We start from the raw sequence: 19,859 nt of genomic DNA on the forward strand, positions 1-19,859 counted from the left end.
GTTAAACGGGAGGCGCCGATAGCGGCCCGTATGAGCGACGACCCGTCAGCCGCACTTATGTCGCATTTGCTCGTTCCGGTCGCTACTGAAAAGGACGCTCGGGAGACGGCAGTCGCGCTGGCACCGTACGCCCCCGAGCGCGTGACGGTGGTTCACGTCGTCGAGAAGGGGGGCGGCGTGCCGGACAAGACGCCGGTCGAGCAGTCCGAGTCCGTCGCCGAGGCCGCGTTCGAGGCGTTTCGCGAGCGGTTCCCCGACGCGGAAACCGAGACCGTCTACCGCCGCGACGTCGTCGAGGGCGTCATCGATGCTGCCGCCGAGATCGGCGCCAGCGCTATCGCGTTCCAGCCCCGGGAGGGGAGCCGACTCCAGCAGTTCCTCGCGGGCGACCGGACGCTCCGGCTGGTGACCGAGGCCGACCGCCCGGTGATCACGCTGCCGGGGCGCACTGAATGAACGACGAGGAGCTGGCGAAGGACCTCGGGCCGCTCGCGGCGCTGACGATCGGCGTCGGGACGATGATCGGGGCGGGGATCTTCGTCCTCCCGGGCGACGCGATCGAGGGCGCCGGCTCCTTCGCAGTGCTTTCGTTCCTGCTCGGTGGCGTGATCGCGCTGTTGACCGCACTCTCGGCCAGCGAGCTCGGGACGGCGATGCCCCGGTCCGGTGGCGCGTACTTCTACGTCAACGAGGCGCTCGGGCCGCTGTTCGGGAGCGTCGCCGGGTGGGCGAACTGGTTGGGGCTGGCCTTCGCCAGCGCGTTCTACATGGTCGGGTTCGGCGACTACGTCGCCACTATCGCCGGCCTCCCCGACGGGTTCGTGGTCGCGAGTGTCACCGTGTCCTGGATCAAGCTGATCGCGTTCTTCGCCGCGGCGCTGTTCGTCCTGGTCAACTACGTCGGCGCCAAGGAAACCGGGAAGCTCCAGAACGTCATCGTCGTCCTCCTGGTGTTGATTCTCGCGGTGTTCACGCTGTTCGGCCTCACGGAGGCGCAGGTCGCGAACATCCCCGAGGCACAGGGACTGACCCCTACCCTCGAGACGACCGGCCTGATCTTCGTCTCCTACCTCGGCTTCGTCCAGATCACCAGCGTCGCCGAGGAGATCAAGGATCCGGGAAAGAACCTCCCCCGGGCGGTGATCGGCTCGGTGGTCATCGTGACGCTGATCTACGCGCTCGTGTTGCTCGTGATGAGTGCGGCCGTCCCCGAGGGGTTCATCGCCGAACAGTCCGCGATGGACAACATCGCGATCGTCGAAGTCGCTCGCGTGGTGATGGGTCCGCTGGGGGCGGGATCGATGCTGTTCGCGGGGCTGTTGGCGACGGCCTCCAGCGCGAACGCGTCGATCCTTGCGTCCTCGCGCATCAACTTCGCGATGGGCCGGGACCGGATCGTCACGCCCGACCTCAACGAGATCCATCCCCGCTACGGCACGCCGTACCGCTCGATCGCGCTGACGGGGGCGTTCATCCTCGTTTTCATCGTCGCGATCTCGAACATCGGCACGCTCTCGAACATCGGGAGCTTCCTTCACCTCGTCATCTACGGGCTACTCAACGCGGCGTTGCTGGTGATGCGCGAAGCTGACGGCGTCGACTACGAGCCGGAGTTCGAGGTACCGCTGTACCCGATCACACCGATCGTGGGCGGGCTACTCTCGTTCGCCCTGATCTACTACATCGACCCCTTCCCACAGCTGATCGGTACCGCCATCGTCATCTTCGCGACGGGATGGTACCTCCTCCACGCCCGGAGCCGCACCGACAAGCAAGGGTTGTTGAGCGAGTATATCCTCTCCCGATCCGAGGAGATGCCCGACGCCGCCGTCGACGCCGCCGAGAGCGTCCAGCCCACCGGTGACAACCAGTACCGCGTGATGGTGCCGCTCGCGAACCCGGCCCACGAGAAGGAGCTCATCACGCTCGCCAGTGCGATCGCCAAGCAGCGCGGCGGGGTCGTCGACGCGGTCCACGTCATCACCGTCCCGGATCAGACCTCGCTGAGCTACGCCGCCGACCACGTCGACCGGCTGGAGGAGGACCACCGATCGGTGCTCGAAGACGCCGAGCGGGACGCCGAGACGTTCGGCGTCGACGTCGAGACGCGCACGATCATCTCCCACCGCGGGATCGGCGAGGTGTTCGACGCCGCCGCGGACCACGAGGCCGACCTCGTGGTGATGGGCTGGGGGCCCGACAGCGGCGGGCGCGTCGAGGGTGCGGTCGACGAGGTGGCAGGCGACCTGCCCTGTGACTTCCTCGTGCTCAAGGACCGCGGGTTCGACGCCGAGCGGGTGCTGATCCCCACCGCGGGCGGCCCGGACTCGGAGCTCTCCGTCGAGATCGGGAAGCTGCTCCAGGCGGAGTTCGGCTCCGAGCTAACGCTGTTACACGTCGCCGACGACGAGGCGGCCGGCGAGGCGTTCCTGACCGAGTGGGCCGAAGCCCAGGGGGTCGACGCCGACCTGCGCGTCGAAACCGGTGACCCCGGGACCGCGATCGAGGACGCCGCCGCGGACGCCTCGCTCGTCATCCTCGGGGCAACCGAGCGCGGCGTGCTCTCGCGGATGCTCACCGGCTCGCTGGTGCCCGACGTGGTCAAGGACGTCGACTGCTCGGTGCTGCTGGCCGAACGCAAGCGGGACCGCAGCGTGTTCGAGCGGCTCCGCGGGCTGCTCCGGCGGTAGCTACCCCGCCGACTCGATCTCGGACTCGATCACGTCGACGTCGCCGTCGACGGTCAGCCGCAGCCGTTCGTCCCCGACCCGACAGCTGACTTCGACGCGCCAGGGGTCCTGTGAGAGCACGCGGTCCTCGGCGTACTGGCAGATCGACCACGGGTGACGATCGAAGATCTCGATATCGTGGTCGTGGAAGAAGCTGACCACCGCCGGCTCGATGTTCAGCGCGAACGGGACGCCACAGTGCATCGACCAGCTACACCGCCGGCAGCGGAATCGGGCGACCGAGGCGTAGACGCGCTCGTTGAACTCCTCGAGCTTCCCGCCGTCCTCGGCGAGTCGGCTCTCGACCTCGCCGGCGCAGTACGGGCAGATCCCCTGCCGCATCGCCGCCTGGTCCCGTAGGATGTACGCCCCGCCGGCCGCGAGCAGCGACTCGGGCCGGTTGCGGTCGAAGCTCGCGGGCGGGATCGGGTACCTGATGACGAGGTTCTCACACGCGCGACAGCCCAGGTGGAACTGACTGTCCGCGTACCACGCTGCCGCGTCCGCGCCGCAGTACGGGCAGCGCTCCCCGTCGACGGGGACGGGATCGGTGTCGCCGTCCTCGGCGTACGCGCCGGAGACGATCGATTGGTAGATGTTGTTCCCCGACGGCTCGAGCTCGTACCCGTCCTCGCGTTTGGCGACGAGCCGATCGGTCAGCTTCGTGAGATGGTAGTTGAAGCGGCCGTTGTCCTCGACGCCGACACGGCGCTGGAGGTCGGTGAAGGAGAGCGGCGCGTCGTCCTCGGCCATCGCCTCGCCCAGCGTCCGCAGGATGTCGAGTCGGACCTCGTTCGACAACAGGTCGAACGTCTCGATCGGTCCGTCGAGGTCGCCGCTCATTCGTTGGATCGCTACACCGTGATGGTTTATATCTTCTGTTATCTGTTACGTTTCTAAAATAACACGGACGCGTGAGTATCGCCGCAGGCGGGTACGTCGGGCGATTTTTCTCGGCCGGTGTAGTGAAACGCAGTTCACCGAGCGCTTTTGATCGGTGATACCGAACGGGGAGACGCGTGCGTGAGGGATCTGCCTCTGACAGATCACCACCCCTCTCCGCACGAGGCGAGCCCCTCGCCACCTTCCGGTGAGGGGCCAGTACTCACTAGCTTTACCAGAGGGCAAACGCCCCTCTGGGTTGGGCAACGGTCAGCTTGCCCTGAAGTCGGGGACGTTGAACGTGAGCGACGTGTCCAACGTCCACTCCAGTCTGGAGTTCGAACGGGAGTCCACCGACAAGCCCACCCCTTCAGGGGTGGGTCGCTGACGGGAACGTTTTACCCCACGCCGGCGTAATCGCCGCCATGGATCGACTCCAGTTCGAACGCCGGCGCCACTCCGGAGGGCGAGCGTGAGCGGCAGCCACGCCGGCCGCGGGAAACCGAGCCGCTACGCGTTCTCGACCCGCGAGCTGGCGTTCGAGGGTCGTCGCGGCCACCTGTTCACCCCCGACCGGCCCGCCGACGCCCCCGTGGTCGTCCTCGCCCCCGGCGCAGGGCTGTCGTGGCGTCCGGCGCTCGAACCAACCGCCGAGCGACTCGCGGCGCGGGGGTACGCAGTGCTCGCGTTCGACCACCGCGGCTTCGGCGCCGTCGGCGAGGATCGCCTCCTCTCCCCGACCCGCCAACGCGCGGATCTCGACGCTGCGATCGAGGCTGCGCGGGACGCCCCGGAAGTGGACGGCGACCGCCTCGCACTCTGGGGGATGGATCTCTCGGCGGGCACGGCGTTGTCGGCCGCCGCGGACTCGTTCGGCGTCGACGCCGTGATCGCCCGGTTCCCCGTGCTCGCGGGGTCGGGGCTGCTCCCTTCGTGGGTCCGCCCTCGACTCCGCGGACTGGCTCGCGGTGTCGCGGACTACCCCGCCTCGGCGCTGGGTCGGCTCCGCGGCGTCGACGCCGACGAGCGCGGGATGCGTGTGCCGCTGTTCGGCGACGCCGGCGAGGTGGCGGCGGTCGCCGCGTCCGGCGTCTCGTGGAGCGTGCGCGACCTGCTCGGGCGCGAGCCCGGAACCACGCCCGCGCGCTCGCTCATGAAGCTCCAGCGTCACGACTTGCGGGCGGCGGTGGCGGAGGTGAACTGTCAGACGCTGTTCGTCGCCGGCGAGCACGACACGGTCGTGCCGCCGGCGTCGGTTGTCGAAGCGAGCGAGCGGGTTCGGGACGCCTCGCTGGTCCGGGTGCCGGTGTCGCACTACGCGGCTCTGGAAGGGCCGGAGCTGGATCGCGTGCTGAACCACGAGCTGGCGTTCCTGGACGCGGAGCTGTAGGGATTCTCGCGATTCGGTGGAACAGTTCCTCGGGATCGGGGTTGGATTTTCGGAGGGTTTCTTTCGGGAACAGCAACAGCATCTCGTTCGTAGACCACTTGCGACCGCACCGCCCGGTACGGCCCACACACCTCCCCAACCGATTCGCTCCTTCGCTACGCTCAGTCGCTCATCCCTCGCGCTAGCTCGTCCACGGAGGGACTCGCGATACGCGCCGACAGCCACGGCGGTGCGGTGGCGGTGCGGTGGCGGTGGACACCTCGCGGGCGCGACGGTCGCGCCCGCGGGGGGAGGGGTGGGGACTCGGCGCTGCGCCGTTGACGAGAGCCGCAGGCTCTCGTCTGCCAATCAGAAATCTCCGATTTCTGATGACGGACCTCGTGCCCGGCGCACTGCGGTCGCAAGTGGCCATCGAGATGCTGTCGCTGTCGCAGTTGCGGTAGTCAACACTACGTCGTCGCGGTTGCGGTAGTCGACATCACGCCGTCGCGGTAGTCGGCGACCGATCACCCTCCTTCCAACTACCGACACTCCACACACCATCCACCGTTCACTCAACGAGCGACCCAACAGCACACAAAGCACTTGTAGGGCTCACGAGACGTTCCAGCCATGGACAGCCAACGAGCCCTCGCCGGCGGCGCCGTCGTGGTCGTCGCCGTCGCCCTCCTCTCGGCCGCCGTGGTCCCCGGCGCGGTCGCACCCCCAGACGACGGCCCGCTCCGTCCCGGACCGGTGCACGTCGTCGACGCGGACATCGCGACCGGAGAGATCACGGGCCAGACCGCCGAGCTAGAACTGTTCGCGACGCTCGCCCACCGCGGTAACCCCGCCGAGAACGTGACCGTGCGGTTCGAGGCGACCGACGCCGAGTCCGGCCTGCTCGAGGCCGCCGAGGAGGTCAGCGTCGGCGATCTGACTGCCGAGGGCGAGCGCCGCGTCTCGACCACGCTCACCGTCCCCCGCGAGGGTGGGTACGAACTCGAGGGCGTGGTGTACCGCAACGGCACCCGGGTCGACGAGTTCACGCGACAGGTGAGCGGCGTCGAGGCGCTAACGCCCGCCTACGCCGAGTCGAACGTGAGCTTCGTCGACGATCCCATCCTCGAACCGGTGACGGTGTCCATCGTCGACGCCGGCGAGAACCGCACCACGCTGGAGCTGGGTAGCTGGCTCACCGCCGTCGGCCCGAGCGAGGCCGACTCGCTGTCGGTGACGTTCATCGTCCGCCAGGCGGAGTCGAACGTCGTCGCCGCGCGGACGAGCGTCGACGCCGGCGGCCTGCAGGAGGGCCGCAGCGACACCGTCACCGCCGAGGTGTCCGTCCCCAGCGAGTACAACTACTACGTCGACGCCGTGCTCACCCGGGACGGCGTGATCGTCGACACCGCCGGCGGCGTCGTCAACCTCGACCCCACGGAGACCATCGACCGCGATCAGACCGAACAGGAGGTCGAGTTCGACGCCAGCGACTTCGAGAGCGACGACGGGCCACCGGACCGACCCGAGGGGACCGAAGCAACCGCGGCACAGACGCCCGGGTTCGGCCCGGTCGTCGCCGTGGTCGCACTCCTGAGCGCGGGGCTGCTCGCGCGGAGGCGACGATGAGCGACCGCGATCCCCCGGACGACGAACCGAGCGAGGACGAGGAGATCGAGCGAACCCGAACGGAGGACACCATGACCGAGATAGCCGACGAGACCGACGACACGGGAACCGACGAACGACCGCAGCGGGCCGACGACACCGGCCGCGACCTCCGGCGCACCCTCAACTACGTCCTGCTGGCGGGGCTCTCGCTGGTGGCGCTGATCGCGACGCTACAGCTGTACTTCAACGTCTCCACCGCGATCAACCAGTGGGTCAGCCAGGAGTACCGTCCGCTGTTCCAAGCGGCGTTCAGTCTCGCCGTGCTGCTGCTGGTCGGGTCGGCGATGGTCTGGCAGGTGCGACGGCTCCAAGAGTAACGGCTACTGGATTCCGGAGACTGCGACCCAGAGAAGCGCCACCACACCCCCGCCGAGCAGGGTCGACGCCACCGCGTGGAGGCGGAGGCGATCGAGCACCGCGTGGGCGTCGCCCTCGATACTCAGCGCCTCGTGGACCTCGCTGCCCAGTTCACACCGCGGCAGGAAGTCCATCGCGACGTGGAGGAACACGCCGGTCGCGAAGCCGAACACCAGCCCGTTCGCCGGCGCCGAGGCGGGCAGCGCGACCGCGCTCGACAGCACCGCGACGACGCCGACCCCCGCCGCGGGCAGCAGGATCGGGTACCACGACCGCCCGTTGCGCTGCAGGCGGTCCGCGGCGGCGTACCCCGCCGGCCCCTTGTGCGAGACGATCGCGACACCCAGCAGCGGCCCGAGTTCGGGCATGTTGCCGTAGACGACGCCGATGATCGCCCCCGCCGCGGCGGCGTGGGCGGTCAGCTGGGCGACGGTCGCGTCCATCGGCAGGTCGACGTGGGAGAGCCGGTGGCCGATCGCGTGGGCGGCGAAGCCGACGATCACGCCGGTCGCGACGCCCAGCCCGCCGAACTTGGGGTGGTGGTTCAGCGCGTCGGGGAGCAGAAAGAGGCCGACGCTGACGATCATCGCGCCGCTGGCCAGCCCGGAGCCCCAGACCAGCGTCGCCGGCCGCTTCTCGCCGGCCCGCCGGGAGAGCGCCACGCCGCCGACCATCGCGACGAACGCGACCCAGCCGATCCCGACGGGCTTCGTGGCGCCGATCCCGACGCCGATCCCCGTGGCGGCGAGCAGCGCCAGCACGCCGGCCGCGCCCACAACCAACTCGCTCCGTCGCGAACTCCGCTCTGTCTCCATCTGATTGTGAATAATCGCGTCGAAGTTAATAAGTCCTCGTAGTCGAGCGGTGCCGTGGGCGACCCTACCGCGGGAGCTTCCCCGGTTCGCCGTCCTCCCGGATGTACTCGACGGCGATGCCCGTGATCGGCGCGTCGGAGGCGTCGGCGGCGTCCCGCGCCGCGTCGAGGTACGACTCCGTGATCGAGACGACTGCGTCGTACGCCGCGGCGTCGCTCTCCGCGAGCAGGTACTCCGCCGTGACGGGGGTGAGCTGCCCCTCGCGCACGTCGGCCGCGAAGTCGTCGACGTCGTCGAGCCAGACCTGCGCGCCGATGATCGACAGCACGACCGCGCGCTCGAACTCCGGCGAGAGCTCGATCCCGGCCTCGCGGAACATCTCGATCATCCCGTGGTAGATCACGCCCACGCGGCCGTACTGGGTGACGAGGTAGGGGAGATCGAGCTCGGCTTCCTCGAACAGCTCCGGGGTTTCGTCGAACGCGGCGTGTTTGTACTCCTCGCGCAGCGCCTCGCGGGCCTCGTCGGGGTCGCGTTCGCTGGCCTCGGCGTTCGCCCCCTCGACGGTCACGTCCGCGACCGCGTCGGCCTCCGCGCCGGCGACGGCGTCGGCCATGAGTTCGCGGAAGTACGGATCGCGGTCCTGGTGGGCCTCCGAGCGCTCGACTGCGGCGTCGTACGCCTCCCTGACGGCGTCGGGGAACGCCGCGAACTGCTCCTGGACGGCAGCCTGGAGCACCTCCTGAGCGATCTTCGCGACGCGTTCGCGGTCCTCGGGGGCGACGTCGAAGTCGGCCTCGAAGTCCTCGTACTCGCCGTCGTTGATCGCGTCGCGCATGTCGCCGTCGAGCAGCGCGACGACGACCAGCTCCGCCACCTCGCGGGCACGGCGCGTCTCGCGGACCAGTTCTCGGGGCTCGGCGTCGCTTTCGGATCGGTGCCGACGGAGCCGGGAGATCGGGTCGGTCGCCCGCCGGCCCGAGACCGGGTCGATGCCGGGCGCGGCCGCCTCGCTGGCCCGCCGGTAGACGTGGGCGAGCGTGAGTTCGACCGGCATCGTGAGCTTGGTGTCGTAGGCGAACTCGACCGATTCGCGACCGAACTCGGCGGCGAGTGCGGCTTCCACGTCGGCGTAGGCGTCCTCGACCATCCGATCGACCTCGTCTTCCACGCGCTGCTGCAGTCGGATCGCCCTGAGTTCGAGCGAGCCGCCGGCGGCGTAGTGGCTGAACACCGCGCGGGCGGGCGTCGGGAACGCGTCGACGCCCGCGAGACGGTCGGCGACCCCGCGGAGCGGTCCGGACATGGCCGTGGGTGGGCCGACCAGCGGTTTGAAGCTGTCCATCCCCGAACCGCCCGGGTTTTTGCCGCCCCGCAGCGAGGTGCCCGTATGCGACGGGACCTCGCGGCGCGGGGCGAGCGCGCGGTCGACACCGTGCGGCTGCTCGCCCGGAGCGCGCTCGACACCAATCCGGTGCCGGACTGGGAGCACGTCACGAAAGTCGATCCGGAGGGCGCGAAGAAGCTCCCGCTGCTGTACCCGCTCTGGCTCGCGGAGACCGACGCCGTCTCCGTCGGTGGCTCCGCGGACGTGACCCCCGCGAACACCGAGGCCGCGTTCGACCTGCTGGCGCCGCTGTCGACACCGGTCTGTCACGAACCGAGCGGCGCGGACCACGTCACCCGCCGGAGCCAGGAGACCGCCGACCTACTGCTCGTCCCGGAGGTGCTCAACGGCGACACCGAGGCGCTCGTGGGGACCCTCGGCGTCGCGATCGAGAGCGTCCGGGAGGAGTTGGCTCCCCGCCTCGTCTCGCAGAAGGCGCCGTGGCTCCCCGACCGCATCGCCGACTGGCTGGCGAGCGTCGCCACCTCGCTGCTGCTCTCGGAGGCGGCGTTCGAGGCGTACATCGTCCAGAACCCCGACAGCGCCGCCGCCCGGGAGGCCGGCGTCGACGAGTCGGACGTGCTCGATCCGACGACGGCCAAGCGACGGGCGATGGCGGCCGACCGGCACCTAGAGTCCGAAATCGTCTACCTCGAGTACTCAGGGACGTTCGGCGGCGACGAGGCGATCGAGATCCTCGACCGACTCGACGACTCGCTGGTCCGCTCGCGGCTCTGGTACGGTGGCGGGCTCGCGGACGGCGAGGACGTGCGGGCAGTCCGGGACGCAGGGGCGGACACGGTCGTCGTCGGCGACGCGTTCCACCGCGTGGCCGAACGCGAGGCCGACCTGCTGGAACAGGCAACGGCCGACCTCGGCGACGACGCCGACCCGGAGACGATCCGCGAGTGGGTCGCCGAGCGCGTCGACGCCGAGGGGCCGGGCGCACGCTTCCTCGCGACGGTGCCGGGCGTCGACGACCCGGTCGCGCTCGCCCGTGAGTACACCGGCGCGACGGTGCGTGCCTGGCTGGAACTGCGTGCCCGCCGGGAGCGTGCTCGCGAGAACGCCGACGGGGTTCCCGTGATCGACATCCAGGGGACGGCGCTCCGGGCCGCGCTCGCGCCGGTCGTCGACGACCCCGACGCGCTGGCGGCGACGATCGCCCGCGCGGCGTTTTCCGGGGCCGGCAAGGGGAACGGCGAGGCCGAGGGCGAACAGCTCAGCGCCTCGCTGGTCGACGGCGGAGCGTCACACTAACGTAGTCGGCCGTCGGTAGCGCCGGTATGGTCGATCTACCGGACGCTGCCTTCGTCCTCGGCTTCGGACTGCTCGCCTGGCTCGGTGCCGTCACGTTCACCGACGGCTGGAGCGAGCCGGTCGTCGCCGTCTGGGGTGCGGTGCTCACCCTCGGCGTCGCCGCCGCGTTCCTCGTCGCCGACGAACTGGAACTGACAGGCTGACCCGCAAGCGACCGAAAAGGCAGGTTTGAAACGCGGCGCTCTCCTCGGATCGTCCGATGACCATCCCCTCGTTCGTGGTCGGTATCGCCGGCGGCACCGGCGCCGGCAAGACCACGGTCGCCCGCCTGATCACCGAGAGCGTCGGGGAGTCGGTGACCCGAATCCCGCTCGACAACTACTACAAAGATCTGAGCCATCTCGACCGCGCGGAGCGCGAGGAGGTCAACTACGACCACCCCGACGCGTTCGAGTGGGAGCTGCTGCGGGAACACCTGCGACAGCTCTCGGAGGGGCAGGCCGTGGAGATGCCCCAGTACGACTTCGAGATCCACAACCGCAAGGACGAGCGCGTGACGGTGATCCCGACCGACGTGATCATCGTCGAGGGGATCCTCGCGCTGTACGACGAGAACATCAACGACATGATGGATCTCCGGCTGTACGTCGAGACCGACGCCGACGTGCGCATTCTTCGGCGGATCAAGCGCGACGTGATCCAGCGCGGCCGGGAGCTGGAGGACGTGATCGACCAGTACCTCTCGACGGTGAAACCGATGCACGAGCAGTTCATCGAGCCGACGAAGAAACACGCCGACCTGATCATCCCCGAGGGGGCGAATTCGGTGGCGGTGAACCTGTTGGAGGAGAAGATCCAGGCCGAGATCGAGGGCGAGGGGACCCGGACGTGGGAGCGCGGCGCGCTCGAACAGCAGTTGGGCGAGCGGATGTCGCTGGACGAGGAGTAGTTTCTGGTTGGTTGTGTCGTAGAGGAGTGTTCTCAGGATCGGGGTCGATTCGAGTGATCGCGTGCTCGGGAATTCGTTGGTTCGGTTGGAAACAGGACCGCGGAGTGAGCTAGACCACTTGTGACCGCAACCACCCCGCACAGCCCTCACGGCTCGCGGCTTCGCCGCTCGCTTCGAGGCAGTTTCCCGCTCCCGTTGGTCGCGTTTTCCCGCCTCGTTCCCTCCCCAGCCGACTCACTCGCTCACGTTCGTTCGCTCCTTCGTCCCTCACGCGCTCGTTCGCGCACGGAGGCGTCGTGCGGGCGACCCACGCGTCGCCCGCACTGCCAGCGAGACCTCCGGTCTCGCCCTGCTCACGTCGCGCGCCGACCGCGGCTGCGGTGGCGGTGGACGCGAGGGCTCGCCATCGGTCGGCGAGCCCGTGGGGAGGATGGCGCGGCCGACCAGCGCAGGACCGAAGGTCCTGCAGGCTGCACGGGCGACTCGCGGGTCGCCCGTGCAACGACGGGAGGCCGCGGAAAACCGAGCGGGGAACGGAGTGACCCGCGAGGATGCGGGGAAGACCATCGCGGTGCTGTGCGGTCGCGGTTGCGGTACAAGTGGTCATGCGTCGAGATGCTGTTGCTGTCGCGGTTGCTGTCTCAGAAGTCAACGATCGAGAGTTGCTGGCGACCAGCCGGACTAAACCACACTCCCGAACTCACCCACACCGCGTCAGATACGCCCGAACCGCCCGCTGACACTCCTCAATCAGGTCGTACAGCCGCGTCACGGTCGACAGCACCGGGAAGACGACCGGCAGCGGTTCGTAGAGATACCGAACCAGCGCCCGATGACTCACGTCGGCCGATCGGTTCCGGCCCGTCGTCGACAGCAGCAACGCCTGGCGCTCGGCGAGCAGTTCGCTACAACGTTCCCGGTACTCCGCCAGCCGGTCGTGCCGTTCACGAAGTTCCTCGAACCCCAGTTCCGACAGCGGCGTCTCGTCGGCGTCGGTGACCCACTCGGTGATCTCCGTCACGGTTTCGCCGACCTCGCGGAGCGACGCGGCTTCGCTGTCGAGGGAGTCGACCGTCGCCTCGATCTCCCGTTCCCGTTCGCGGGCCGCCGTGAGCACCGCCCGCTTCGTCTCGGCGGTGAACCCGGCACCGGTCGTCGGCGCCAGCGCGAGCGCGATGCCGTCGCCGAACTCCGCCCGGATCGTCTCCAGCAGCGACTCCTCGCCGTCGACGTCGGCGACGCTGTGGGGGCGGATCGTCTCGTCGAACGCCTCCCGGACCTGCTCGCAGGCGCCGGCGCCAGCGTCGGTGCGGCCGGCTCGGACCGCGACCGCACCCTGTGCAGCCCCGCCCGTTGCCTGGCGCATCTCCGTCGCCGACACCGACGACACCTGGCGACGGAACTGCTCGTAGGCCGCACGCTCCGCCTCGAGCACCGACCGCTCGCGCTCGACCGCCGTCCGCGCCCGGTCGACGTGGGTCTCGATCACCGTCGGGCCTCCGATGACCGCCCCGTCGTCCCGACCTCGGGAGTCTGCCGCACGACGATGTCGTACCGCGGGACCTCCGGGTCGTAGTTCCTCAGCAACGATCGATACTCCTCGGTCAGCCGCGCAGCCCGCTCGGCGGACTGGCGGCTCTCGAACCGACAGTCCGCCGCCGGGACCGGCCGGTCGCCGTACTGACCGCAGACGAGGTAGTACTCCCCGCGCTCGCTCGCGAGCGCCTCGATCCGCTTCCGGAGGGGACAGAGTTCCCCTTCGGTCATCGTCCCACCCCGCGTCGGCGCCGTCCGGCGAGCGGTGCATCCCCACCGGTCCCCCCGAGGCTGTGAGGTAGCTCGACGTGGCGGCCTGCGGTTCGCATACTCTTTAGGTTTGCCTAAAACCACTTAGTCGTTCCGGCTTTTAGGCCGGCCGAAAGCGTTCGAGTCGCGAACCGCCGGCCTCGGGGTGGGTGAACGGAATGGGCAGCAGTTCAGGCGTCGGCGAACTGCTCGGCGCCCTCGTAGAACCAGTAGCCGGCGTCGCGCATCGCCGCGCCGACGACGCGGTGGAACTCGACGAAGTCCTCGAACTCCTCGGCGTCGACGTGCTCGAAGATCTCCTCGACGGAGACGACCTGTTGGTAGCTGATCCGGATCGGGTGGTCGCCGTAGTCGGCGACGTACTCCTCGGCAGTCAGCGGGAAGTCCTCCTCCTCGTCGATCTTCTTGGCCAGCACGGCGTGCCCGTACTTGCGCCGGCCTTCACTGCCCTCCTCGCCGTCCGGGTCGTGTGGCCAGTCGTCGGCGTCGCTCATTACGCGGCCGTTCGCCCGACCCGCCCAAAGCCTTTGCGTTCGACGGAGTGAGGGACGACTGCGTGAGTCAGGGGAGAGTCGCGTGTCGCAGAACGACGGTGGGACTGGGATTCGAACCCAGGAGGCTGACGCCACCGGTTTTCAAGACCGGCGCAATAGGCCACTCTGCCATCCCACCGCGCGTTCGGTCGTTCTCGCTCGGGTGGGTTGAACCTACCGCTCCGGCCTCACTCCCCGCCGGCGTACCGGACTCCCAGCCAGAACGCGGCCGCGGGGACGAACAGGTACGTGTAGGCGTTGCCGAGCAGCGAGTACGCCACGACGGTCTCCCCGACGGTACCGAACGTCGGCAACCACCCCGGGAACCCCGACGCGACGGCACTGTCGACGAGGACGCCCAGCGCCACGTCGAGGGCGAAGATCCCCACGACGAGGGCGACGACGCCGAGCGGGTAACGCAGACGGCGATGATTGCTAACGGACATATCCCTCAGTTCCGGGCACACCGGTAAAAGCCTTGTCCGGAGGTTAGCGCCGCGCCAGACCGTCCTCGTCGACGACCAGCCCGTACTCCTCGATCAGCGCGGTGGTGAACTCCGGCACGACCCGGTCGGCGGCGACGCGGGCGCGGATCTCCGCGACCACGCTCGCGAGCTCGTCGCCGGTCCGGACAGTCGGCCGGGTCGGCAGGAACTCGGTGTCGTGGCCCTCGCCGCGGGCCAGTTCCGCGAGCGTGTTGAGCGCCGGCGGCGTCAGCGCGTCGCTGAAGTCGACCGTGTCGGTGAAGCCGGCGTAGTACACCGCGCCGCCGGCGCCCGGCCCGAGCACGACCTCGTTGCTTCGGAGCTTCATCGCCGAGGAATCGATGCCCGACCGCGTGACGAACGGCGTGTTCCCGGGCAGGACCGCGACGGAGCCGGCCTCCTCCTCCTCCTTGAGCAGGTGGGTAACGGTGTTGCCCACGCGGGCGCTCTGGGTGGAGCCGACCTGTGGCTCGAAGCGCACGTCGCTCACGTCCTCGACGGCGTCGGCGGCGAGCGCGCGCATCTCCGCCTCCGGCGAGGCGTCGATCCGGTGTGCCTCGTCGAGCGAGTCGTCCGGACGGTAGTTCACCAGCAGATCGGCGCCGGAGCGCTCGACGGCCCGCATGGCGTCCCTGTCCATCGCGGCCGCGAGTTCGGCCGCCTCCGACCCGCTCAGCGGGCTCGTCGCCGCGAGGTCGGGAAAGCGGAGTCCGGGGCGTGGCGGGTCGGCGAGCAGCACGACGACTGTCATCGTCGACTCTCGGCTCGCGGCGCGCTTGAATCCGGCGGGTCGCGGTCGAGAGCGAGCGCCGGGCTTAAGCGACTTCCCGCCGACCCGACAGTATGCTCGACGCTCGCACCGCCGGCCTGCTCGCGGCCGGGATCACCTCGGCGCTCGCACTCGGCGGGCTGGGAACGTTCCTGCGACGGCTGCCGAACTCGGCGACGCTCGCCCCCACGGCCGCGGCGTTCGTGCTCGTCGTCGTGGCCGTCATGGCGGGTGTCGTCGTCGGAACCCGCGGCGTTCCGGGCGGGACGGCGTACTGGGAGTAGACCATCGACGGTCGCACGGTCACGGCGAACTCAGCGACTTCTCCTGCCCTTCGTCTGCCGGTAGTCCCGCGAGAACACGTTCTCTTTCACGTGCTCGACGAACGCGGCCTCCTGCTCGTCGGTCTGCTCGGCGGGGGGGATCATCGGCACCAGTTCGAATCCTCGGCCCCGGACGGTGGTGGCGTGCTCCTCAAACACGTCGAAGCTCTCCGGCGCGCGGGTGGTGTACTCGACGGCGAGTTCCTCCAGCACGCGGTCGCCGATGGGGACGATGATGTGGGGGTTGATCATCCGGAGTTCGGCGTTGAGGAACGGCTCGCAGTTCCGGACCTCCTCGTCGGTCGCCGCGCGCTCGGGGTGACGACAGCGCGTGAGGTAGGTGAGGTAGACGTTCTGGACGTCGGGGTCGTCGGCCTCGGGCGGGGAGCGGGAGAAGCCGAGTTCGCCGAGGATGCGCTGGATCCGTTCGTCCGCCGCGTCGCCGGTGAACGGCACGCCCGTTTCTTCGGCGCCGGCAGAGGGTGACTCGCCGAGGAAGACGAACTCCCCGCCGGCGTCGCCGTAGCCGTGGACCACCTGCTCGCGGCAGTCGGCGAGGGCTGGACAGTTCCGGCAGTCCTCGTCCATCGCGAACGGGTTCGAGAGTTCCTCTTGGTGGGCGTCCACTACGTGTGGTGTGGTTTGGCGCGTGGAAAAACGGTTCGCTACTCGTGATCGATTGGTTCAGTTGGATAGGTGATCGTCGACGGCACCGCGACCGCGAACAGCGACAGCATCTCGAAGCATGACCACTTGTGACCGCGAAGTGCCGAGCACGAGGCTCGGCACAGTTCGGAGTCCCCACCCCTCCCCCCGCGGCCGCCAGCGGTCGGCGGCCGCGAGGCGTCCACCGCCACCGCACCGCGGTCGCGGTTGGCGCGAAACGCGAGTCCCTCCGTGGACGAGCCAGCGCGAGGGATGAAGGAGCGAACGAACGTGAGCGAGTGAGTCGGCTGGGGAGGTCTGTGGGCTGTGCGGGGCGGTCGCAAGTGGTCTACGATCGAGATGCTGGTGCTGTCTCAGTTGCCAACGATCGAGCTGCTGTTGCTGTTCGCCGTTCCAGTCTACGAGCACACACCGTAGCAACACGCAAACTCCAAACCGACAGAAAACGGAAATTGCCGCTACTCTTCGGGATCCAATCCGCCCTGCTCCCGGACCTCCAGGATATGCCGCATGTTCATGTAGATCTCCGGGATCGACGTCTCCTCGCCCTCCTTGTACAGGTCCGACACCCGATAGAGGAAGGCACCGATCTGGGACGCCTCGGAGGAGTCGTCGCGGGCCCGGATCTCGTCGGCGACCGCCCGCAGCGTCTCCCGCTTCGCCGCATCCTCGGGGAAGCTCCCCTCCCCCTCGGGCGCCATCTCCCAGTCCGTGTCGTCGCCGTCCTCACCAGCCATGCTGCTGGACGCCCTGCCGGCGGATCACGCCGACGTTGTTGGCGACGTTCTCGGTCAGCACGCGGAACGCGTCGGCGGTCTCGCCCTCCCGCAGCACGACCGGCCTCCCCTCGTCGCCGCCCTCGCGGATCTCGGGGTCCAGCGGGATCCCGCCGAGGAACGGCAGGTCGTTCTCGTCGGCCAGCGAGCGACCGCCGCCCTCGCCGAATATCTCGTGCTCGTTCCCACAGTCCGGACAGCGGAACGAGGACATGTTCTCGGCGATCCCCAGCACCGGCGTCTCGTGCTTGCCGAACATCCGCAGCCCCTTGCGGGCGTCGTCGACCGCCACCTCCTGTGGCGTCGTGACGACGACGGCACCCGTCAGCGGCAGCGTCTGGAGGATCGTCAGCTGGGTGTCGCCCGTCCCCGGCGGCAGGTCGAGCACCATGTAGTCGAGTTCGCCCCACTCCACGTCCTCGACCAGCTGCGTGAGGAGCTTGTGGACCATCGGGCCCCGCCAGATCACGGGGTCGTCCTCGCCCGAGAGGAAGGCCATCGACATCAGCTTCACGCCGAACTTCTCGGGCGGGATGATCGTGTCGTCGTCGGTCGCCCGCGGCGCCTCGTCGGCGTCGAGCATCCGCGGCACGTTCGGCCCGTACACGTCGGCGTCGAACAGCCCTACCTCGGCGCCGAGTTTCGAGAGGCCGGCGGCGATGTTGACCGCCATCGTCGACTTGCCGACGCCACCTTTCCCGGAGGCGACGGCGATGATGTTCTTCACGCCCGGCAGCACCTGATCCTCGCCCTCCTGGTCGTCGGGGATGCTGGCCGAGAGCTCCACCTCCATCCCGGCGTCCTGCAGTTTCTCCCGGACCTCCGCCGCGATGGCGGACTCGTGAGGCGCGTAGGGCGCCCCGAGCGCGAGCGAGACCCTCGCGGTCCCGTCCTCGACCTCGATGGCGTTGACCAGTCCCAGCGACACCAGGTCGTCGCCGAGGGAGGGGTCCTCGACCTCCGCGAGCAGGTCGCGTACGGCGGCTTCGTCCATAGCTGAAGGTGGCGCGTTCCGCTAATGAGGGTTTTGAAGCCGGCTCCCTCGAACGGGGCCGGTTTCGTGCCCATCGATACCGTCTCGACCGCGGGTACGAAACCTCGAACGGTTACATTTCGGGTGATACCACCCGGAGGCTTAAGCCCGTCCGGACGAACCATAAGCCAATGCCGCTCTCGGACGAGTTCGGCCGCGAGGTGACGGGCGTACGGGTCTCGCTCACCGACCGGTGTAACTTCGACTGCGTCTACTGTCACAACGAGGGGTTGGGGGACACCCGGGGGCCGATGGAGCCGGGCGACGACGAGATGGGGACCGACGACGTGGTCCGCTTCCTCGACGTCGTGTCGGAGTACGGCGTCGACTCGGTGAAGCTCACCGGCGGCGAGCCGATGCTCCGACAGGATCTGGAGGAGATCATCCGCCGCGCGCCCGACGAGATGGAGGTGTCGATGACCACCAACGGGACGTTCCTCCCCGGCCGCGCCGAGGAGCTGAAAGAGGCGGGGCTCGACCGCGTGAACGTCTCCCAGGACGCGCTCGACCCCGACGAGTTCGCCGAGATCACGAAATCCGGCGCCTACGAGAAGGTGATGGAGGGCGTCCAGGCCGCCGTCGACGCCGACCTCGCGCCGGTGAAGCTCAACATGGTCGTGTTCGAGCACACCGCCGGCTACGTCGAGGGGATGGTCGACCACGTCGCCGAGAACGAGGGGCTCCAGCTCCAGCTGATCGAGTACATGCCCGAACTCACGGGCAAGCCGGAGTGGAACATCGACATCGGGCGCGTCCACGACTGGCTGGAGGACATTTCCGACCACGTCGAGCACCGCGAGATGCACGACCGCAAGCGCTACTACGTCAACCCCGAGGCGGCCGAATCCGTCGCCGCCACCCCCGAGCCGGCCGAGCTCGACGAGTTCCAGGGCGGGATGGTCGAGATCGTCGACCCCGTCGAGAACGAGGAGTTCTGTGCCAACTGCGGCCGGGTCCGCGTGACCCACGAGGGGTACCTGAAGGGCTGTCTCAACCGCAACGACGACCTGAAGTCGATGGGCGAGATGAGCCGCGCGGAGATCCGCGAGACGTTCGAGGCGGTCGTCGCCGACCGCGTCCCCTACTACGGCGAGTACCTCGTCGAGAACGACCGCGGCGAGTACGAGATCAACGAGAAGTACATCAGCGGCGCCGCGGACTGAAACCGATCGCTACGTCTCCGAGTCGTCGTCGGCCACCTCGGCGATCTCCGCGGCCACATCCTCGACGTGCTGTTTGTGCGCCGCCGACGTTCCGGCGTCCTGGGCGGCCTCGAGTTGGTCGTCGACCACGGCGTTCTGCTGCGGCCCCCACTTCTCGGGCGGTTCGGACTGGATGTACGCCACCCACCGCTTGATCGCCGCGATGCGCTGCTCGCGGTTCCGTTCGTGTTTCGCGTGCAGGCCGTCAGGCTCGTTCGAGTCGGTCATACTCGTCTTCGACTCCGAGTCGACGTACCCACTCTTCGAGCCGAGAAACACTAAGGCTTTGCTCGAACAGCGTGTAGAGGTGGACGGCGTCTTCGAGATCCTTCTGTGCCCCGAGATGCAGCTTGTAGGCGATCTGGAGCTCCAGCGGACCGATCGGGATCTCGTGACCGCCGATCCGTGCCGTGATCGCGTTCTCGAGGGAAGCACGGTCGAACTCGTCCCGGACGAACTTCAGTTCGATATGGGGCGTGACCTGATCCTCCGGCGCCACCCAGACGTGGTCGCCGTGTGAGAGCATCTCGTACGTCGACGATAGCGGCATCGCTGCACCCCAGAACCCCTCCTCGTCGAGTCTCGTCGCTAACTGATCGGCCGTCGCCTCGTCGATTCGCTCGATGAGGACGTCGACGTCTTCGGTCGACCGAGCACGGCCCGCGAGGATCGAGACGTACCCCGCGACGAAGACGTGGGTAACGCCCATATCGTCGAGGATCTCGGAGAACTCGATCGCCAGTTCGTCGAGTCGGTTCGGCTCGCGACCGACGAACAGGGTTTCGTCCCGAAGCTCGATGCCGCCCATACCAGCGACTCGTCTGTCGAGTGGATAAATCGGTCGGGG

23 protein-coding genes and 1 tRNA gene are annotated in these 19,859 nt (G+C 68.8%); 10 read left to right on the top strand and 14 right to left on the bottom strand.

The window, feature by feature from the left end; all coding sequences use genetic code 11:
* Window positions 1–30 precede the first annotated feature (30 nt).
* Window positions 31–456 carry a universal stress protein gene (locus tag B4589_RS04755; protein ID WP_079233188.1) on the top strand — a complete coding sequence of 142 codons (426 nt, stop codon included), beginning with the start codon at window positions 31–33 and terminating at the stop codon, window positions 454–456.
* Window positions 453–2,690: an amino acid permease gene (locus B4589_RS04760; protein WP_079233189.1), complete on the top strand. Its 2,238-nt coding sequence runs from the start codon at window positions 453–455 to the stop codon at window positions 2,688–2,690. The genes B4589_RS04755 and B4589_RS04760 overlap by 4 nt, the downstream gene beginning before the upstream one ends.
* Here B4589_RS04760 and B4589_RS04765 read toward each other — a convergent pair whose 3' ends face one another.
* Complete coding sequence (locus tag B4589_RS04765) at window positions 2,691–3,572, bottom strand: helix-turn-helix domain-containing protein (protein ID WP_079233190.1); 882 nt, start codon at window positions 3,570–3,572, stop codon at window positions 2,691–2,693.
* A gap of 511 nt (window positions 3,573–4,083) precedes the next feature.
* Here B4589_RS04765 and B4589_RS04770 point away from each other — a divergent pair.
* The 3 genes from B4589_RS04770 to B4589_RS04780 all read left to right on the top strand — a co-directional run bounded on the left by B4589_RS04770 (window position 4,084) and on the right by B4589_RS04780 (window position 6,968).
* Complete coding sequence (locus B4589_RS04770; protein WP_079233191.1) at window positions 4,084–5,001, top strand: alpha/beta hydrolase; 918 nt, start codon at window positions 4,084–4,086, stop codon at window positions 4,999–5,001.
* A 612-nt stretch (window positions 5,002–5,613) separates the two neighbouring features.
* Window positions 5,614–6,609: a PGF-CTERM sorting domain-containing protein gene (locus B4589_RS04775; RefSeq protein ID WP_079233193.1), complete on the top strand. Its 996-nt coding sequence runs from the start codon at window positions 5,614–5,616 to the stop codon at window positions 6,607–6,609.
* Complete coding sequence (locus B4589_RS04780; protein ID WP_079233194.1) at window positions 6,606–6,968, top strand: hypothetical protein; 363 nt, start codon at window positions 6,606–6,608, stop codon at window positions 6,966–6,968. Before B4589_RS04775 ends, B4589_RS04780 begins: the two co-directional genes overlap by 4 nt.
* A 3-nt stretch (window positions 6,969–6,971) precedes the next feature.
* On the opposite strand, the gene B4589_RS04785 is transcribed toward B4589_RS04780, so the two are convergent.
* Window positions 6,972–7,823 (bottom strand): ZIP family metal transporter, encoded by an 852-nt coding sequence (locus B4589_RS04785; RefSeq protein ID WP_079233195.1) that lies wholly within the window; start codon window positions 7,821–7,823, stop codon window positions 6,972–6,974.
* 64 nt (window positions 7,824–7,887) lie between these two features.
* Window positions 7,888–9,129: a hypothetical protein gene (locus tag B4589_RS04790; RefSeq protein WP_079233196.1), complete on the bottom strand. Its 1,242-nt coding sequence runs from the start codon at window positions 9,127–9,129 to the stop codon at window positions 7,888–7,890.
* An 84-nt stretch (window positions 9,130–9,213) separates the two neighbouring features.
* On the opposite strand from B4589_RS04790, the gene B4589_RS04795 reads away from it, so the two are divergent.
* The 3 genes from B4589_RS04795 to udk are packed head-to-tail and all read left to right on the top strand — an operon-like array spanning window position 9,214 to window position 11,419.
* Window positions 9,214–10,470: a geranylgeranylglyceryl/heptaprenylglyceryl phosphate synthase gene (locus tag B4589_RS04795; protein WP_079233198.1), complete on the top strand. Its 1,257-nt coding sequence runs from the start codon at window positions 9,214–9,216 to the stop codon at window positions 10,468–10,470.
* A gap of 26 nt (window positions 10,471–10,496) precedes the next feature.
* Complete coding sequence (locus B4589_RS04800) at window positions 10,497–10,673, top strand: hypothetical protein (RefSeq protein ID WP_158081143.1); 177 nt, start codon at window positions 10,497–10,499, stop codon at window positions 10,671–10,673.
* A gap of 56 nt (window positions 10,674–10,729) precedes the next feature.
* Window positions 10,730–11,419 carry a uridine kinase gene (gene udk / locus B4589_RS04805; RefSeq protein ID WP_079233199.1) on the top strand — a complete coding sequence of 230 codons (690 nt, stop codon included), beginning with the start codon at window positions 10,730–10,732 and terminating at the stop codon, window positions 11,417–11,419.
* Window positions 11,420–12,119: 700 nt separating this feature from the next.
* Here udk and B4589_RS04810 read toward each other — a convergent pair.
* From B4589_RS04810 to B4589_RS04835, 6 genes are all read right to left on the bottom strand, one after another.
* Window positions 12,120–12,908, bottom strand: coding sequence for a hypothetical protein (locus B4589_RS04810; protein ID WP_079233200.1), 789 nt, complete (start codon window positions 12,906–12,908; stop codon window positions 12,120–12,122).
* A complete protein-coding gene (locus B4589_RS04815) occupies window positions 12,905–13,186 on the bottom strand; it encodes a hypothetical protein (protein WP_079233201.1) in 282 nt (93 codons plus the stop codon). Before B4589_RS04815 ends, B4589_RS04810 begins: the two co-directional genes overlap by 4 nt.
* Window positions 13,187–13,395: 209 nt before the next feature.
* Window positions 13,396–13,719, bottom strand: a complete 324-nt coding sequence (locus B4589_RS04820; RefSeq protein ID WP_079233203.1) for a DUF5785 family protein — start codon at window positions 13,717–13,719, stop codon at window positions 13,396–13,398.
* A gap of 96 nt (window positions 13,720–13,815) precedes the next feature.
* Window positions 13,816–13,897 (bottom strand) — tRNA-Ser (locus B4589_RS04825).
* Between the two features lie 49 nt (window positions 13,898–13,946).
* Window positions 13,947–14,204, bottom strand: a complete 258-nt coding sequence (locus B4589_RS04830; RefSeq protein WP_079233205.1) for a hypothetical protein — start codon at window positions 14,202–14,204, stop codon at window positions 13,947–13,949.
* A gap of 43 nt (window positions 14,205–14,247) precedes the next feature.
* On the bottom strand, window positions 14,248–14,994 hold the full coding sequence (locus tag B4589_RS04835; RefSeq protein ID WP_079233206.1) for a hypothetical protein: 747 nt from the start codon (window positions 14,992–14,994) through the stop codon (window positions 14,248–14,250).
* Window positions 14,995–15,086: 92 nt separating this feature from the next.
* Here B4589_RS04835 and B4589_RS04840 point away from each other — a divergent pair, with 92 nt between their 5' ends.
* Complete coding sequence (locus B4589_RS04840; protein ID WP_079233207.1) at window positions 15,087–15,296, top strand: hypothetical protein; 210 nt, start codon at window positions 15,087–15,089, stop codon at window positions 15,294–15,296.
* Between the two features lie 30 nt (window positions 15,297–15,326).
* On the opposite strand, the gene B4589_RS04845 is transcribed toward B4589_RS04840, so the two are convergent.
* The 3 genes from B4589_RS04845 to B4589_RS04855 all read right to left on the bottom strand — a co-directional run bounded on the left by B4589_RS04845 (window position 15,327) and on the right by B4589_RS04855 (window position 17,771).
* A complete protein-coding gene (locus tag B4589_RS04845; RefSeq protein WP_079233208.1) occupies window positions 15,327–15,962 on the bottom strand; it encodes a uracil-DNA glycosylase family protein in 636 nt (211 codons plus the stop codon).
* 497 nt (window positions 15,963–16,459) lie between these two features.
* The gene (locus B4589_RS04850; protein ID WP_079233209.1) at window positions 16,460–16,738 is read right to left on the bottom strand and encodes a hypothetical protein; all 279 of its coding nucleotides are present in this window, start codon (window positions 16,736–16,738) and stop codon (window positions 16,460–16,462) included.
* Window positions 16,728–17,771 (bottom strand): Mrp/NBP35 family ATP-binding protein, encoded by a 1,044-nt coding sequence (locus B4589_RS04855; protein ID WP_079233210.1) that lies wholly within the window; start codon window positions 17,769–17,771, stop codon window positions 16,728–16,730. Before B4589_RS04855 ends, B4589_RS04850 begins: the two co-directional genes overlap by 11 nt.
* Before the next feature lie 170 nt (window positions 17,772–17,941).
* On the opposite strand from B4589_RS04855, the gene moaA reads away from it, so the two are divergent.
* Window positions 17,942–18,973 carry a GTP 3',8-cyclase MoaA gene (gene moaA / locus B4589_RS04860; protein ID WP_079233212.1) on the top strand — a complete coding sequence of 344 codons (1,032 nt, stop codon included), beginning with the start codon at window positions 17,942–17,944 and terminating at the stop codon, window positions 18,971–18,973.
* 9 nt (window positions 18,974–18,982) lie between these two features.
* Here moaA and B4589_RS04865 read toward each other — a convergent pair whose 3' ends face one another.
* A complete protein-coding gene (locus tag B4589_RS04865) occupies window positions 18,983–19,240 on the bottom strand; it encodes a hypothetical protein (RefSeq protein WP_079233213.1) in 258 nt (85 codons plus the stop codon).
* Window positions 19,218–19,820, bottom strand: a complete 603-nt coding sequence (locus tag B4589_RS04870; protein ID WP_079233215.1) for a hypothetical protein — start codon at window positions 19,818–19,820, stop codon at window positions 19,218–19,220. Before B4589_RS04870 ends, B4589_RS04865 begins: the two co-directional genes overlap by 23 nt.
* Window positions 19,821–19,859: the final 39 nt, after the last annotated feature.

It is taken from the genome of Halolamina sp. CBA1230, assembly GCF_002025255.2.
Classification (GTDB): domain Archaea; phylum Halobacteriota; class Halobacteria; order Halobacteriales; family Haloferacaceae; genus Halolamina.